The following is a 14,212-nucleotide window of genomic DNA, read 5'->3' as shown; positions in this document are numbered from 1 at the left end:
GCGTCAATCGACTGCCAGGTTATCCCGAGCCCACTGTTCAGCCGTAGTCACCTGAATCGACTGCTGTTCGTTGAACGTCCCCGCTTTTGGCCACGACACGCCTCTGCCTTGAGCAAATACGGCACGGTATTTTTTGATATGGTGAGTGGGGTCTTTTTCCAGTTCCTGCATCAGGTACGGAACCGTCCAGACGTTACGCTTGAACGGCCGCCCCAGCACACGCTCAAGGATGCTCGCCACCTGCCCATAAGTCACCGTGTCGCCAGACAGGTAGACGATCTCATTGCGAAAGCGCGGTTCGAAGAAAACGATGTCCGCTGTCAGCTTGCCGATGTCCTCCGGTGTCGTGAGCGTCACGCTGGTTTCCAGGCTGCCCAAGGCGTTGACGGTGTCGCTCTCAAAATCGACGACTTCAAAGACCGGCTCAAACAAAAAACTGGTGAACATGCCGGTCGAGATGATCACCCATTCGGTTTTATCCTGGGCGCGGAGCAACTCGCGTACGTCGAGTTGCGCATCGAACAAATCCTGCGGGCTGCCCCGGCCAATCACTTCGAAATCGACGCCGAACTGCCAGGGGAAGTAGCGCTTCACGCCGGACCTGAGCGCGGCTGTCGCCAGTTTCATCGGTGTTTCACGGCCCGCGACCATGCCTGCGCAGCCTATGACGGTGTCGAATGTTGCGAACACTTCGGCCAGTTGATCGATGGAATCGTTAACCAAGTCTGCAGCGACTAGCTGGATGCCCAGACTGTGCAGTTCATCGATTTCTCGCTTTTTCTCGGGGATTTGCGTGTTGATTGTTGAATCCCTCAGCAGGACGCTGAGGGTGCTGCCGGGTGAGCGCTGGGCTACCCGCGCAAGATTGCGCAGCACCGGCAGGCCGAGTTCGCCGGCGCCGAGTACGAGAATGGATTGTGGGGAAGGGTGGGTCGCTGCGGTCATGATGTCTCCTGAGATTCGTCGTCTGTATGATTTGTCGATGCTGGCACGATTGCGCAGCGCTCAGAAGAAGGCACACGCGTGATACCAGGAGGACACATGACCGATGAGGAAATTCTTAGCCAGGCAGAAGCGATCTGCCAGACGCTGAGACGAGACGAGGATGGCGTGCGGCGCGAAGTCCTGGCGCACGCCGGTAGTCGCTGGTCACTGGGTATCCTGCATGCTCTGGGTGTGTACGGCACGATGCGTCATGCCGAGATCAAACGGCAAATGACGGGCGTGACTCAGCGCATGTTGACCAAAACGCTGCGCGCGCTGGAACGCGATGGTCTGCTGATACGGCGGGAGTTGGATCAAGTGCCGCCCCATGTCGAGTATGAGCTGACGGCGTTGGGTATGGAGTTGTTGGTTCGTATGTCGCCGATTTGGACTTGGGTTGTGGAGCACGTGGATGATTTTCGCGAGGCGCGTCGGGTGTTTGATAGCCAGAGTGGGAAAAAGCCTGCTTGGCAGGTTCCGGCGGTGGGGCTGGTTGATTCAGAAGGGGCCGATTGAACGCTCGTGTCATTGAATGGTTCGCGCCCGAGAAATCAGCGGCGAATCTACTCAAGAAGGCAGGTGATCGAACCACCGCCCTCACGGGCGATGGTTCGATACTTAACGCAGGTTAGATATTCGGGGTGTAAGAGAAACTCTGCGAAGCTTCGGTATCGGTGAATGGCGTGACGCGAGTTTTCTTGTTGAACAGGCCATTGACGACCGAGCCGGGGAACATCTCGATGGCGTTGTTGAACAGTTCGACGTTGCGGTTGTAGATGGTGATGGCTGCGCCGACGTTCTCTTGCTGTTCGGCAATTTCACGCATCATGTTGTTTGCCGCTTCTGATGCTTTTAAATCAGGGTAGGCCTCGAAAGCGATGCGTAGGCCACCTATCAGCTCCCGGGTGGCGGTTTCAACGGTCGTGAGGGCATTGCCATTGGCGCCCGCAGGCAGGGCGTTGACCGCGCTGCGAAGGCCGGTGATCTTTTCCAGGAGGCTGGCCTCATAGACCATGAAATCTGCGAGCACTTTTTGAAGCTGGTCGAGAACTTTGGTCTTCTGGCGTTCGTAAACGAGGACGTCTGACCATGCACGTTGTACTCGGTTGTGTCCCCCGATGATGCCGTTGTAGATGCTGAATCCCCCGATGATCATGACGACAGCGATAACAGCGGCGAGGATGAGTGCAATGTCCATGGCTTACTTCTCTTTGCGGTTTGTAGGGGTAAGGGAGCTGAAGTTGTCATCGTGCAGCTCACTGAGTGCATGGCTCCATTGGAGCGCAGACATCAGGCGCGGCAGTTCGATACCGGCAGAAATTTCTGCGTAAAAATATTTGGGCGAAGCCAGCGAATACTGAGCACCGTACGCGAACAGGTCGCTGCTCTCAAAACTGAGGCAGAGCTCTCCACTGTCGGAGAACTCCAGGTTCGGACGATGGAGGATGTCGAACAGCTTCAGCAAGTGGAGCACCGTCGAAGGCTTGATGAATTTCGCACAGAGCATCTCGCTGCGACCGGTCAAACGGAATGCTTTATTGAAATCCGGAGAGGTCGTGTCCATGGGGTGCGAATAGTCGTTCTTTGACTGGTGATCAGATCTGACCGATATTCCGGTGACCCATGGAAAGTCGATGACCAAACTGTAGCGATCGTAGTGGTCATAAACCACCCGAGTCTCCGTTTTGGTATTGCCCTTTTCGTCGGTAACCGTGGTATGCACCTCTCGTTGGTTGACATAGTGCAGCTGGCGGTACGTGTAAGGGAGGTCGCGCAACGTGCCGGTGAATACGCCCTGTATCGACTCGACCAACTTGCGGCTGTAGTCGCCCCGGCGGTAATCACCAAATTCCGTGTCCAGCTCCTTGAGGGTCGCGGCCGAGTCTTCTCTCAGGAAAGTCAGTCCGTTGTGGAAGTAGGATGACAGTCGAGCAATTCTTTTACTGAGCGACGGCAACCGATCAGATTTGGATTTCATCCATGTCAGACTCCAAACGGCAATCACGATGCCAAGAAAACCAGTACCGATGCCGAACGAGTCGGGATCAATTTCCAACCGGTAAAAGAACAGAGCGACGCTAGAGATATTCCCAATCCAATAAAGGACCACAGCACTCGCAAGCAATAACAGGCCAGTGCCGAAAAACCACCATGCGCGTGTGTGATCAAATTCGAGCGGGCCACGGTACGAGGCGAACTCATGGATCACCTTCAATAAGTCGGTGTTGGACTTAGCCCTGTCAACACTGGCTTCGCTCACGGCCAGCAACTTATTTAACCTCGTGTTCTGCGATGGGTTGGCCATGTCAGGTATCCATTGATTCAGGGATGCCTGAAGCGGGAGCATCTGCCCGGATTGAGGATTTGGTGCTATTCATAATCTGTCAGAAATTTGAAAAAGGAGGGGACGATACCATTGTCATGACAATGATGGCTTCTCGCCTGTTTCAGTCTGGAGGGCAAAAGCTACCCTCACCCCAGCCCTCTCCCGGAGGGAGAAGGGGCCGACCGAGTTGTCTTGTGGGGTACGTCGACCTGGAAGATTTTGGCGATTATGGCTTTGGTGATTCTGGGGGCTTTGTGAGTAGAAGCGGCCCTCACCCCAGCCCTCTCCCGGAGGGAGAGGGGGCCGACCTAGGTGTCTTGCGGGGTACGTCGACCTGAAGGATTTTGGCGATTATGGCTTTGGTGAAGGGCCTTCGATTTGGCTTTGAGAGTTTTGGCGAATTTGGATTCAATGAAATACGTTCAAGTCGGTGTAGCTCGCGAATATCCCCGAATCGGTCCCCTCTACCTCCGGGAGAGGGCTAGGGTGAGGGGCTTTCGGTTCGGGACATTAAAGTCTCAAGTCTGGCCAACGGCGGCGCATCCTGATTACGGTCGAATACCTGGATGCCAATCTTGAGTAAGCGTCCATTTTCGGCTGCGCTGATAAGCTGTTCACAACGCAGCAATAGCCGCCCCTGATCACATTCCTGCGCTTTCATGCCCAGCGGCAACCGACCCTCAAGCCGCAACTCCGCCATCCGACTCTGCGCCGCAATCATCGCAACCGACCGATCCCTCAAAACCCCACTACTCTGCGTCATCAACCCCGCCACGCGCACAGCCGCCGACATCGCCACGGCAATAATCGCCAGCGCCACCAGCACCTCAATCAACGTGAAACCGTCTTCCCGCGAACGCGCACGCATAAACCGCCCAAAAACAAAACCCAGCCCTCGACGCTAACCCGCGTCCTTGACGGCTTGACGACGAAAACACCCGAGGATTTTCAACATCACTGACATATCTTCTTGCAACACTGCGCGTCGAATCGAATCAAGCCAGGGAATGTCGAGATGGATATCGCACCTTTCAAATCGCTTCAGCAACCGATGCGCACGCCGCGTGGGCAGCAGGGTTTTACCCTGATTGAGATCATGGTGGTGGTGGTGATTCTGGGGATTTTGGCGGCGATGGTGGTGCCGAAGGTGCTCGACCGGCCGGATCAGGCGCGGGCGACGGCGGCGAAGCAGGATATTGGTGGGTTGATGCAGGCGTTGAAGTTGTATCGCCTCGATCACGGCACTTACCCGAGCATGAACCAGGGCCTGAAGGTGTTGGTGGAGCGGCCGGCGGATGCGAAGAACAGCAATTGGCGCTCGTACCTGGAGCGTTTGCCGAACGATCCGTGGGGGCGTCCTTATCAGTACCTCAACCCGGGCGCCAATGGCGAGATCGACATCTTTTCCCTCGGTGCCGACGGTCAGCCGGACGGCGACGGTGTGAATGCCGATATCGGTTCCTGGCAGTTGTAAGGCCGGCCATGAACAGCCGCTCGCCTGAGGGGGCGAAGCAACAGGGCATGGCGATTATCAGCGCGTTGTTGATTGCCGCCGTGGTGGCGGTGATTGCGGCGGGCATGTTGACGCGCCAGAGCGTGTCGACCCGTGCGCTGGAGGCGGATCAGCAGCGTGTGCAGGGGCGTTGGCTGGTGCAGGGCGGGTTGGAGATCAGCCGTCAATTGTTGTGGGATGCGCGTCAGCGCGACCCGCTGACCCGGCTCGATCAGCCGTGGGCGCAGCGTCTCTCCGCGCAAGGTTTTGAAGGGCGGCTGGAGGATGAGCAGGGCAAGTTCAACCTGCGCAATCTGGTGGCCAACGAGCGGGTGGATGAGGCGCAGGTCGCGGCGTTTCAGCGTTTGTGCGAGTTGATCGGGGTCAGTGCCGGGTTGAGTCAGCGCATCAGTCAGCGGGTGATTGCGTCCTACCCGCGACTGCTGAATGCGCAGATTGCCGAGGCGCCGAAAAATGGTTTTGACAGTGGTCGCGCGACGTCGCCAAACGCCTCACGCAAACCGCAGAACCCGACGCTGCCGATGCTGCGCAGCATCGATGATTTGCGCAGTGTCGACGGCGTGAATGAGGCGCTGATCGGCAAACTGGCGCCGTACCTGACGGTGATTCCCGCGACGACTTGGCTCAATGGCAACACCGCCACCGCACCGGTGTTGGCCGCGTATGTGCCGGGGCTGTCGCTGGAGCGGGCCAATGCGCTGATTGCCGAGCGTGATGCCGGGCGCTGGTTTATCAACCGTGGCGATTTCGTTAACCGTTTGCGCATGCCGCAATTGGAGCTGACCAGCGTCAAGGTCGGCATCACCAGTGACTGGTTTCGCCTGCGCGGTGAGGCGCGGCGTGATCAGCGGCGGGTCAGTCTTGAGGCGTTGCTGCATCGCAGCGAGGACCGCTTGCCGCAAGTGATCTGGTCGCGGGTGGGCGTATGAGCCAGTTGAAAGTGGCGTTGCCGCCCTTGGCGGAGCTGGATCTGCACAGCGAATTACACTGCGCCTGGCTGGATCGGCAGGGCCTGGTCACGCGGGAAGAGCGCCACAGTCTGAGCCAGTTGAGTCAGCAGTCGAAACTGCCGCCGCTGGTGTGTTTTCTGCACCCGGCCGACAGCCTGTTGGCGAGTCTCGATTTACCGCCGTTGCCGGCCAACAAGATCGTCGCGGCGGTGCAATGTGCGGCGCAGGCCTTGATGCTGGGCGACAGCAGCGAGATGCACATCGCGCACAGCTCGCGAGACGAGGCCGGGCAGGTGCAGATCGCTTGGGCGCCTCGACAACAGTTGTTAGGTTTTGGCCAGTTGCTGAAAAGCGCTGGGTTGAACCTGCGCGGTCTCTACCCGGCGCCGTACTGTTTGCCGGTGTTGCCCGGCACCGTCGGGTGCGTGCAGGACGGGCATTTGTTGTTGCGCGATAGCGTGCAAGCGGCGCGGGTGCAGCCGTTGTTTGATGACGGACTCGACGGTGTTGTGTGGGAACCGGGCATCACTTTGCATTGGATCGGTGAGCAACCGCCGCCGGGTGCCGAATTGCCGATGACCGATGCGCAGCGCTGGACCGGGCCGCTTCCGGGTTGGGGGCTGCATGGCGCGGTCCAGCAGCAAAAAACCGAGCATCGCGGCTGGGGCAGGGCGATTGCCCTGTCAGCGTTGGCCGTGGCGGTATGGGTGATCGGTTTGAACCTGTATGCCGCCCGCGAGGCCGGGCAGGGTCAGCAGTTGAAAACCCAGATGAACCTGCGGGTAAAGCAGGCCTTCCCCGAGTTGCCGGTGATCCTCAACCCGTTGCAACAGGCCCGTCAGCAACTGGCGGCGCGGCAGAAGGGCGCGGCGGATGATCCGGCGCAGACCTTCAATCGTCTGGTGTTGCAGGCCGGCAGCGGCATGCCCTCGATGGCCGGCAGTGTCGAGCGGCTGGCGTTTGTCGACGGCACCTTGCAACTGAGTCTGCTGAGTGAAGCCCGTCGCGGCGGCAATGATCAGGAGTGGCAAAGCACCTTGGCGCAGGCCGGTATCAGCGTGACGGCAGATGACGAGGGCTGGACCTTGCGTCCGTCCACTGAGGTCACCCCAAGCGACAGCGATGACAGCGGCGGGGCAGAAGAAGATGAATAAGGCCTCGCTCGCGCTGTACCGCGCCCAGTGGCAACGCTTCAACGCTCAGTTGCAGGCGCGTTGGCAGCCGTTGGCCCTGCGTGAAAAACGCATGGTCGGCGGCATGGCCATCGCGCTGGTCGGCCTGCTGCTGTGGGTCGCGCTGATCCAGCCACCGCTGAAGAAAATCACCTATTGGCAAACCGAAACGCCAAAGCTGCGCGCGCAGACCGAGGCGCTGGAAGTGCTGTTGCGTGAAGTCAGCGTGCGCCCGGACGGGCAAAGCGTGGCGCAGTCGCTGGAGCAGACCCTGCAGGCCAGCGGCCTGGCGGGGCATTACCAATTACAGGAGGCGCAGGGCGCCTGGCAGTTGACCTTCGACGTGGCCCCCGCCGACGCCGTGCTCGACTGGCTGTTGAGCAACCCGGCACAACTTTCTCTGCAAGTGGTCGAGGCCCGTTTGCAACGCGCCGACAACACCTCGACCGAAGTCACTGCCGGCACTTTGTCAGGCACCGTTCGCATGGATCAGGCGCTGGGCGCTAAGGAAGCTTCATGAAGGGGTCAGGATCCAAACCGGCACGTCTGGCGTTGCCGATGTTGCTGATGGCGTTGAGCGCGTGCAGCAACACCACCACACCTCAGAATCAACCGCCGCTGCTGGTCGACAGTGAACTGGGCCGGCCGCTGGCCAATACCCAGCGCAGCGGCGACGCGGTGCTCGACCGCGAACGCGCACAGGCGCAGGCGCGACCTGTGCCGAAGCAATTGCACAACATCAGCAAGACAGCACGCAGTGGGGCGGCGTCATCGGGTATCGCGTTGCCGAGCAATCCTTTGGGCGATCAACCGGTGACGCTGAATTTTGTCGATGCTGATATTCAAGCAGTGGTGCGGGCGTTGTCGCGGTCGACCGGGCAGCAGTTTCTGGTCGACCCTCGGGTCAAGGGCACGTTGACGCTGGTGTCGGAAGGTCAGGTGCCGGCGCGGCAGGCTTACGACATGCTGTTGGCGGCGTTGCGCATGCAGGGTTTCAGTGTGGTTGATGTTGGCGGTGTGGCGCAGGTGGTGCCGGAGGCGGATGCGAAGTTGCTCGGCGGGCCGATTTACAGCGCTGACAAACCGGCGGGCAATGGCATGCTCACGCGCACGTTTCGTCTGCAATACGAGAACGCGGTGAACCTGATTCCGGTGCTGCGGCCGATCGTTTCGCCGAACAATCCGATCAACGCTTACCCCGGCAATAACACCATCGTCATCACCGATTACGCCGAGAACCTGACCCGCGTTGCACAGTTGATTGCGAGCATTGATTCGCCGAGTGCGATCGACACCGATGTGGTGCAGATTCAGAACGGCATCGCCGCTGACATCGCGCCGATGGTCGCGGATTTACTGGATGCGCCGGGCAATGATCCGACGCAGAAAATCGCCGTGATCGGTGATCCGCGCTCCAACACCATCATCATTCGCGCTGGCAGCCCGGAGCGCACGGAGCTGGCGCGTAACCTGATCTACAAACTGGATAACGCGCAGAGCAATCCGAGCAATCTGCACGTGGTTTATCTGCGTAACGCGCAAGCGGCGAAACTGGCGCAGGCCTTGCGCGGTTTGCTCACCGGCGAAAGCGACAGCGGCACCAGTGACAGTGCGCGTTCGGTGCTTAGCGCCATGGGTGGTAGTACCGGCGGCAGCAATGGGCAGAACGGCCAGAGCGGCACGCAAACCAGCGGCACTACATCGACTAACAGCAGCGGCAGCACGGGCGGCAGTTACGCCCAGGGCAGCAGTGGCAGCACAACCGGCAGCGGCGGCACGCAAAACAGCGAACAGAACGTCGCCTTCAGCGCCGGTGGTGTGACCATTCAGGCTGACGCCACCACCAACACCTTGCTGATTTCTGCGCCGGAGCCGCTGTATCGCAACTTGCGTGAGGTGATCGATCTGCTCGACCAGCGCCGCGCGCAAGTGGTGATCGAAAGCCTGATCGTTGAAGTCGGCGAGGACGATGCCAGTGAGTTCGGCGTGCAATGGCAGACTGGCAACCTCGGCGGTAAAGGCGTGATCGGCGGCGCGAATCTCGGTGGTTCGGGGCTCAACACCAACGGCAAGACCAGCATCGACGTACTGCCGCAAGGTTTGAACCTGGGCTACGTCAACGGCACCGTCGATATCCCCGGCATCGGCAAGATTCTCGACCTGAAGGTGCTGGCCCGGGCGTTGAAGAGCAAGGGCGGCACCAACGTGCTGTCGACGCCGAACCTGCTGACCCTCGACAACGAAGCGGCGAGTATTTTTGTTGGCCAGACCATCCCGTTTGTCAGCGGCAGTTACGTCACCGGTGGCGGCGGTACCAGCAACAACCCGTTCCAGACCGTGACCCGTGAAGAGGTTGGCTTGAAGCTCAATGTGCGCCCGCAGATTTCCGAGGGCGGTACGGTGAAGCTCGATATCTATCAGGAAGTCAGCAGCATCGATGAGCGGGCCTCGAACAGTGCGGCGTCGGCGGGGATCGTCACCAATAAACGTGCGATCGACACCAGCATCCTCCTGGATGACGGGCAGATCATGGTCCTCGGTGGATTGCTGCAGGACGGTTACAGCCAGAGCAATGATGCGGTGCCGTGGCTGTCGACCATCCCCGGTCTCGGCGCGCTGTTTCGCAACGAGCGCCGGGCGATTACCAAGACCAACCTGATGGTGTTCCTGCGTCCGTACATCATTCGCGACAGCGAAGCGGGGCGCAGCATCACTCTGAATCGCTATGACTTCATGCGCCGTGCGCAGGGCGGTTTGCAGCCTGAACGAAGCTGGGCGATGCCGGACATGCAGGCGCCGCAGTTGCCGACAGCGGCGCAAGGTGTGCCTGCGGTGTTACCGGCATCGGGTCCGCGTGCGACGATCAAAGCGGTGCCCATCCAATGAGTTCGCTGCCCTACGCCTGGGCCAAGGCGCAGCGAATTCTGTTGAGTGATGGCGTGCTGACGGTGTGCCCGTCGACGCCGGGCTGGTCGATCAGCGAGGCGCGGCGGCAGTTTGGCGCAACCACAATACAGCGCGTGCGCGATGACGAACTCGACGGTTTGCTCGCCAGCGCTTATGCCGACACCGGCAGCGCGGCGGCGGTGGTTGGCGCGGCGGAAAACGAAGTCGACCTCGACCGGCTGATGCAGGACATGCCGGAAATCACCGACCTGCTCGACACCCAGGACGGCGCGCCGGTAATCCGCATGATCAACGCCTTGCTCACCCAGGCCGCGCGCGATGAAGCCAGCGACATCCATATCGAACCGTTCGAAACCCATTCGGTGGTGCGCTATCGCGTCGACGGCACGCTGCGCGACGTGGTCTCGCCGCGCAAGGCCTTGCACGGTGCGCTGGTGTCGCGGATCAAGATCATGGCCCAGCTCGACATCGCCGAAAAACGCCTGCCACAGGACGGTCGCATCGCCTTGCGCGTGGCCGGGCGGCCGATCGATATTCGTGTTTCAACGGTGCCGACCGGGCATGGCGAGCGAGTGGTGATGCGCTTGCTCGACAAGCAGGCCGGGCGTCTGCATCTGGAAACCTTGGGCATGGACGCACAGGTATTGGCCAAACTCGATCACCTGATCCGCCAGCCGCACGGCATCGTTCTGGTCACCGGGCCAACCGGCAGCGGCAAGACCACCAGCCTCTACGCCGCACTGGCGCGGCTCGATGCCAGCACCAGCAACATCCTCACCGTGGAGGACCCGGTGGAATACGACCTGCCGGGCATCAGCCAGATTCAGGTCAATGCCAAGATCGACATGACCTTCGCCCTGGCGCTCCGAGCAATTCTGCGTCAGGACCCGGACATCATCATGATCGGCGAGATCCGAGATCTGGAGACCGCACAAATCGCCGTGCAGGCTTCGTTGACCGGGCATTTGGTGTTGGCAACCTTGCACACCAACGACGCGGTGTCGGCGGTCAACCGCTTGATCGACATGGGCGTCGAGCCGTTTCTGCTGGCCTCGTCGATGCTCGGCGTGCTCGCGCAACGTTTGGTGCGGCGCCTGTGCAATCAGTGCAAACAGGAAGACCCTGCGGCACCGGGGACATGGCGCCCGGTCGGTTGCCCGGCGTGCAATCACACTGGCTACAGCGGCCGCACCGGCATCCATGAATTGTTCTGCATCGACGACGACATCCGCACCCTGATTCACCAAGGGGCAGGGGAGCAGGCCTTGCGCGCATCCGCCGCCAGGGCCGGGATGTTCAGCCTGCGCGAGGACGGTGAGCGCTGGATCCGCAGCGGCACCACCGCGCCGGAAGAAATCCTCCGTGTGACACGGGACGCCTGATGAATCGCTATCGTTTTGAAGCCGCCGACGCCAGCGGCAAGATCGAAACCGGGCACCTTGAGGCCGACAGCCAGGGCGCGGCGTTCAGTGTCTTGCGCGGGCGCGGGTTGACCGCGTTATCGGTGCACAAGGAAAGCAACGTCGCCCAGCACGGCGGCGGTGGATTGTTCAGCACCAGGCTCTCGGACAACGACCTTGCGTGGGCCACGCGGCAATTGGCGAGTTTGCTCGGTGCCAGCCTGCCGCTGGAAGCGGCGTTGAGTGCCACGGTCGAGCAGGCCGAGAAAAAGCACATCGCCCACACTCTCAGCGCCGTGCGCGCCGATGTGCGCAGCGGCATGCGTCTGGCCGAATCTCTGGCCGCACGACCACGAGACTTTCCCGAGATCTACCGTGCGCTGATTGCGGCCGGGGAGGAGTCCGGTGATCTGGCGCAGGTCATGGAGCGGCTGGCGGATTACATCGAGGAACGCAACAACCTGCGTGGCAAGATTCTCACCGCGTTTATCTATCCGGGTGTGGTCGGGCTGGTGTCGATCGGCATTGTGATTTTCCTGCTCAGTTACGTGGTGCCGCAGGTGGTCAGCGCGTTTTCCCAGGCGCGGCAGGATTTGCCGGGGCTGACCTTGGCGATGCTAAACGCCAGTGATTTCATCCGCAGTTGGGGTTGGCTATGTGCAGGGATCATGGCCGCAAGCTTCTGGAGCTGGCGCCTGTATCTGCGCAATCCGGCGGCGCGCCTGAGTTGGCATCACCGGGTGCTGAAGTTGCCGTTGTTCGGACGTTTTATTCTCGGCCTGAACACCGCGCGGTTCGCCTCGACGCTGGCGATTCTCGGCGGCGCCGGGGTGCCGCTGTTGCGCGCACTGGAGGCGGCGCGGCAGACCTTGTCCAACGATCGCTTGAGTCTGAGTGTCACTGAGGCCACGGCCAAGGTGCGTGAGGGCGTGAACCTGGCGGCAGCGTTGCGCGTGGAGAATGTATTTCCGCCGGTGCTGATACACCTGATTGCCAGCGGTGAGAAAACCGGGTCGTTGCCGCCGATGCTTGAGCGGGCGGCGCAGACGTTGTCGCGGGATATCGAACGGCGGGCGATGGGCATGACCGCGTTGCTGGAGCCGCTGATGATTGTGGTGATGGGCGGGGTGGTGCTGGTGATTGTCATGGCGGTGTTGTTGCCGATCATTGAGATCAATCAGCTGGTCCAGTAGTGGTGTGTCTGATGTTTTGATGCTGTCTGGGCCGGCCCCTTCGCGAGCAAGCCCGCTCCCACAATTGAAATGCGTTCCCCCTGTGGGAGCGAGCTTGCTCGCGAAGGGGCCAGTCAGGGCAATAAATAATCCAGATTTTTCTCCAAACCATTGGCATCACCCGACCCTCGATTCCGCCATCCTCGGGTTCTCCTTTCTGTCATCTGCAACCACCCGCCAACGCCTCCAGCCCGATTCCGCCAAACCCCTGATCCAGACCCTTCGCCAGACCCCGCAAACACCCGAGAAAATCCCTTCGGAAACGCCTCACAGCTCCCGAGGTTTTTTCCTTTATCTGTCACCGGAAGCTGCGAATTTCTCAGTGCGACTTAACCAAGGCCAGCGCTAGCGAGGGCCCCGGTGAGTCCTCCCAGTGTCATGCAAGTTCCCTGAAAACCTGTGTTCAAAACCAACGTTGAAAAGGAGATTCTTCATGTTCAAGCGCACTCTGATCGCCGCTTCCCTGACCGTCGCTGCTCTGGCTTCCGCTCAAGCCATGGCCGTTACCGGTGGTGGTGCAACTCTGCCAGCCGCTCTGTACAAAGGTTCTGCCGACAGCATCCTGCCAGCCAACTTCAGCTACGCGGCCATCGGTAGCGGCGGTGGCAAGACGGCTTTCCTGACCAACAATCCAGCCGGCTTCGGCGCCACCGGTACCGTGCACTTCGCCGGTAGCGATTCGGTGCTCAGCGCTTCGGAAATCAGCACCTACAACAGCGCGTTCGGTGCATCGTACGGTCCGCTGATCCAGTTGCCTTCGGTTGCAACTTCGGTTGCCATCCCGTACAAAAAATCCGGCCAGACCGCGCTGAACCTGACCAGCGCTCAACTGTGCGACGCCTTCTCGGGTACCGTGACCACTTGGGGCGGCCTGCTGGGCACGGCTGACACCACGCCGATCCGCATCGTTTACCGCAACACCTCCAGCGGTACTTCGGAAATCCTCACCCGCCACCTGAACGCCATCTGCCCAACCAAGTTCACCACCAACTCGACGTTCGTCAACGCGCGTCCAGCCGGTTCGACCCTGCCTTCGAACTGGGTCGGTGTTGCCAGCACCGCTAACGTTGCACCGACCGTCGCCGCTGTTGACGGTTCGCTCGGTTATGTCGGTCCGGACGGCGTAGACGCTACCAGCAACGCAGTGGTTGCCCGCGTCAACAACGTACAGCCAACCTCCGCCAACGTTGCACTGGCCCTGGCTTCGGTGACGCCACCGTCGACCGCCGCGCTGGCCGCTGACCCAACCCGCTGGTCGCCAGTGGTGGCTAACCCGGCCATCGGTTACAAACTGGCGGCCTACACCAACCTCATCGTCGGTCAGTGCTACAAGGACGCCGCCGTGGCCAACGACGTCAAGGCGTTCCTGACCACGCACTACAACACCACCACCAACGACCTGGCGATCAAAAACCACGGTTTCGTCACCGTGCCATCGGCCTGGAAAACCAAGGTGTATGAAACCTTCGTGTCCAACGCCACCGGTTACAACCTGAACATCAACAACACCAGCGTCTGCAACACCATCGGTCGCCCTCAGTAAGGCCTTCGTTTACCCGCAACACGATGGCAGCCCTGCAAGGGGCTGCCATTTTTTTTGCAGGCGCAGAACGCCTCGCGCCGCGAATACTCCCCCAACATGAAGTTTGTGTGACATCCGTTCGGTCGCGGCCGCCGCCAACTGCCTATGACGTAACAGCAGGTTTTGTACGCCTGCGGCCATCGGTG

General features: G+C 60.4%; 13 protein-coding genes. 9 read left to right on the top strand and 4 right to left on the bottom strand.

Annotated features, from left to right (window positions below):
• Positions 1–3 precede the first annotated feature (3 nt).
• Entirely contained in the window at positions 4–945 is a 942-nt protein-coding gene (locus ACM6IV_RS10005; protein WP_414869821.1) for an aromatic alcohol reductase, read from the bottom strand.
• 96 nt (positions 946–1,041) lie between these two features.
• Between ACM6IV_RS10005 and ACM6IV_RS10000 the strand changes: the two genes are divergently transcribed.
• Positions 1,042–1,500: a winged helix-turn-helix transcriptional regulator gene (locus tag ACM6IV_RS10000; protein ID WP_414869820.1), complete on the top strand. Its 459-nt coding sequence runs from the start codon at positions 1,042–1,044 to the stop codon at positions 1,498–1,500.
• A 112-nt stretch (positions 1,501–1,612) separates the two neighbouring features.
• Here ACM6IV_RS10000 and ACM6IV_RS09995 read toward each other — a convergent pair whose 3' ends face one another.
• The 3 genes from ACM6IV_RS09995 to gspI all read right to left on the bottom strand — a co-directional run bounded on the left by ACM6IV_RS09995 (position 1,613) and on the right by gspI (position 4,178).
• The gene (locus ACM6IV_RS09995; RefSeq protein WP_414869819.1) at positions 1,613–2,182 is read right to left on the bottom strand and encodes a LemA family protein; all 570 of its coding nucleotides are present in this window, start codon (positions 2,180–2,182) and stop codon (positions 1,613–1,615) included.
• A gap of 3 nt (positions 2,183–2,185) precedes the next feature.
• A complete protein-coding gene (locus ACM6IV_RS09990) occupies positions 2,186–3,289 on the bottom strand; it encodes a hypothetical protein (RefSeq protein WP_414869818.1) in 1,104 nt (367 codons plus the stop codon).
• Between the two features lie 502 nt (positions 3,290–3,791).
• Positions 3,792–4,178 (bottom strand): type II secretion system minor pseudopilin GspI, encoded by a 387-nt coding sequence (gene gspI, locus ACM6IV_RS09985; RefSeq protein WP_414869817.1) that lies wholly within the window; start codon positions 4,176–4,178, stop codon positions 3,792–3,794.
• A 147-nt stretch (positions 4,179–4,325) separates the two neighbouring features.
• Between gspI and gspG the strand changes: the two genes are divergently transcribed.
• The 8 genes from gspG (at position 4,326) to ACM6IV_RS09945 (ending at position 14,027) form a co-directional block, all read left to right on the top strand.
• Entirely contained in the window at positions 4,326–4,784 is a 459-nt protein-coding gene (gene gspG, locus ACM6IV_RS09980; protein ID WP_038368790.1) for a type II secretion system major pseudopilin GspG, read from the top strand.
• Positions 4,785–4,792: 8 nt separating this feature from the next.
• Positions 4,793–5,752 (top strand): type II secretion system minor pseudopilin GspK, encoded by a 960-nt coding sequence (gene gspK, locus ACM6IV_RS09975; protein WP_414869816.1) that lies wholly within the window; start codon positions 4,793–4,795, stop codon positions 5,750–5,752.
• Positions 5,749–6,927, top strand: coding sequence for a type II secretion system protein GspL (gspL, locus tag ACM6IV_RS09970; RefSeq protein ID WP_414869815.1), 1,179 nt, complete (start codon positions 5,749–5,751; stop codon positions 6,925–6,927). The genes gspK and gspL overlap by 4 nt, the downstream gene beginning before the upstream one ends.
• Complete coding sequence (gene gspM / locus ACM6IV_RS09965; RefSeq protein ID WP_414869814.1) at positions 6,920–7,465, top strand: type II secretion system protein GspM; 546 nt, start codon at positions 6,920–6,922, stop codon at positions 7,463–7,465. Before gspL ends, gspM begins: the two co-directional genes overlap by 8 nt.
• Positions 7,462–9,831: a type II secretion system secretin GspD gene (gene gspD, locus ACM6IV_RS09960; RefSeq protein ID WP_414869813.1), complete on the top strand. Its 2,370-nt coding sequence runs from the start codon at positions 7,462–7,464 to the stop codon at positions 9,829–9,831. The genes gspM and gspD overlap by 4 nt, the downstream gene beginning before the upstream one ends.
• Positions 9,828–11,234 carry a type II secretion system ATPase GspE gene (gspE, locus tag ACM6IV_RS09955; protein ID WP_414869812.1) on the top strand — a complete coding sequence of 469 codons (1,407 nt, stop codon included), beginning with the start codon at positions 9,828–9,830 and terminating at the stop codon, positions 11,232–11,234. Before gspD ends, gspE begins: the two co-directional genes overlap by 4 nt.
• A complete protein-coding gene (gspF, locus tag ACM6IV_RS09950; RefSeq protein WP_414869811.1) occupies positions 11,234–12,445 on the top strand; it encodes a type II secretion system inner membrane protein GspF in 1,212 nt (403 codons plus the stop codon). The genes gspE and gspF overlap by 1 nt, the downstream gene beginning before the upstream one ends.
• Before the next feature lie 472 nt (positions 12,446–12,917).
• The gene (locus ACM6IV_RS09945; protein WP_414869810.1) at positions 12,918–14,027 is read left to right on the top strand and encodes a substrate-binding domain-containing protein; all 1,110 of its coding nucleotides are present in this window, start codon (positions 12,918–12,920) and stop codon (positions 14,025–14,027) included.
• The last annotated feature ends 185 nt before the right edge of the window (positions 14,028–14,212 follow it).

Origin of the sequence: Pseudomonas sp. IT-347P (assembly GCF_949768005.1) — a bacterium.
Taxonomy (GTDB): domain Bacteria; phylum Pseudomonadota; class Gammaproteobacteria; order Pseudomonadales; family Pseudomonadaceae; genus Aquipseudomonas.
The sequence above is the reverse complement of the archived record's forward strand: the minus strand, read 5'-3'. Positions and strand labels throughout refer to the sequence as shown.